Genomic DNA, 1,602 nt, shown 5'->3' with positions numbered 1-1,602 from the left:
TCAACTTCCCGCAGGCTCAGATTGAAGCGAAGGTACAGCCACACCGCGTGCGCGATGATCTGAGGAGGAAACCGGTGGCGCTTGTAGCTGACTAGCGATGACTTCATCGATGTCACCTACGTCCAATTACGGACATGAACAACCAAACGGCAAGTTAACGTGACATCACCCTTTCTACTCTACGATGTGTTTGAGCAGTCATATGACGAACTTGCGCAGGCCCTGGAACGCACACCTGAATCCTGCCGCCAGCTTGTCAGTCGTGCCCGGAAACATGTGCAGCGCAGCAAACCTCGAACGCAGGTTGAGCCGCAAAAGGGCAAAGCCATCGCGAAGGCCTTTTTCAGCGCTGCAAAAAGCGGCGACACCGTCGCCCTTACCAAACTACTTGCGCAAGACGTAAGGTTTGTTTCGGATGGCGGCGGTAAAGTGCTGGCGACACTCAATCCGATTTTGGGCCGAGACAAGGTGATGCGGTTATTGTCTGGACTCGCGCGTAAAAATACTGATCAACCTGTACAGCAATGGCAATTCTGCCACCTGAACAATCTGCCATCGATCCTCAGCCACGAGACGGGCGACATTTTACAAACAGCATCGTTGGAGATCGAATGCGACGTAATTACAGCGATCTACGTAGTGCGCAATCCAGAAAAGACTCGTCATCTGTCTTTCGACGAGCACACGCCCATCAATGGGGGCTTATCTGACTAGGCTGACTACAACGGCCCTTATCGGCCACTCACCGGTCATGCCGACGCCGCAGCGCAGCTTCGCGAGACCGGCCATTCGTGAATCTTGCAGCATCCGATCAAGAGTGAAAGTCAAGAAAGCGTACAGTGACCCTGCAAAGTCGCGAACGAAAAGTCCCTGATGGAAACATGATCGAGCAGATAACAATAACCATTTCGATTGCGCCGCAACAGGTTGCAGCAAAACACATCCGCCTTTTTTGAACTCCGAAACGATGTGCAAACATTATTCTTGATCGAATAACAGAATGCAGGGGTTATTTTTCGGTGTGAGGATCGTCGTTCGAGACTTCCCACGCGTCACGCTGACCCGAAAATTCTGTCGCGCTTGATCGCCATCGTACTCGGGATCATTGGAGCGCACGATGCGATCCAAGTTTGCGACAATCTTGCCCTTCGCAATTCGCGGCCACCCCTCAAAGATAATTACTTCATCAAATTGCTTACCCTTGGCCTTGTGCATGTTCATCACAATGACGCCGGTTTCGGGCTTCTGGCTTGTCGCAAAATGTTCTTGAACGAACGCCTGCTGCACAATCGACAGCGCGTTGATGTAGGCGCCGTTTTGCCTCCAGTCTTCCGCTAACCCCTGGCGAAGCTGTGTACCTCGATCCAGCAACCGCAAGTTTCTCACTTCTTGGGCAAGCCCCTGTAGCCGTGAACATTCCCCATTTTCAAGCAGGGCGCGCATTGCGCGCCAATCCACGTCAGGATCACCGGCTAGGCCAAGGGCTCGCGCCTGCTCGTAAGTGTCAAATGGGTGATGTCACGTTAACTTGCCGTTTGGTTGTTCATGTCCGTAATTGGACGTAGGTGACATCGATGAAGTCATCGCTAATCAGCTACAAGC

At 52.4% G+C, this 1,602-nt stretch carries 2 protein-coding genes and 1 pseudogene; 1 reads left to right on the top strand and 2 read right to left on the bottom strand.

Going from position 1 to position 1,602, the window contains the following annotated elements; genetic code table 11:
* Positions 1 to 107, bottom strand: a pseudogene (locus ACR0AO_RS25375) (IS6 family transposase); the annotation flags it as partial.
* A 52-nt stretch (positions 108 to 159) separates the two neighbouring features.
* Between ACR0AO_RS25375 and ACR0AO_RS25370 the strand changes: the two are divergent.
* Positions 160 to 714 (top strand): sigma factor-like helix-turn-helix DNA-binding protein, encoded by a 555-nt coding sequence (locus ACR0AO_RS25370; protein WP_480609793.1) that lies wholly within the window; start codon positions 160 to 162, stop codon positions 712 to 714.
* Between the two features lie 264 nt (positions 715 to 978).
* On the opposite strand, the gene ACR0AO_RS25365 is transcribed toward ACR0AO_RS25370, so the two are convergent.
* A complete protein-coding gene (locus ACR0AO_RS25365) occupies positions 979 to 1,443 on the bottom strand; it encodes a hypothetical protein (protein WP_480609790.1) in 465 nt (154 codons plus the stop codon).
* Between the last annotated feature and the right edge of the window lie 159 nt (positions 1,444 to 1,602).

It is taken from the genome of Ruegeria sp. AF8, assembly GCF_056541825.1.
The sequence above is the reverse complement of the archived record's forward strand: the minus strand, read 5'-3'. Positions and strand labels throughout refer to the sequence as shown.

Coding starts and splice junctions, on each gene's coding strand:
- ACR0AO_RS25365 (WP_480609790.1), bottom strand. CDS start 1,443: ATGCGCGCCCTGCTTGAAAATGGGGAATGTTCACGGCTACAGGGGCTT.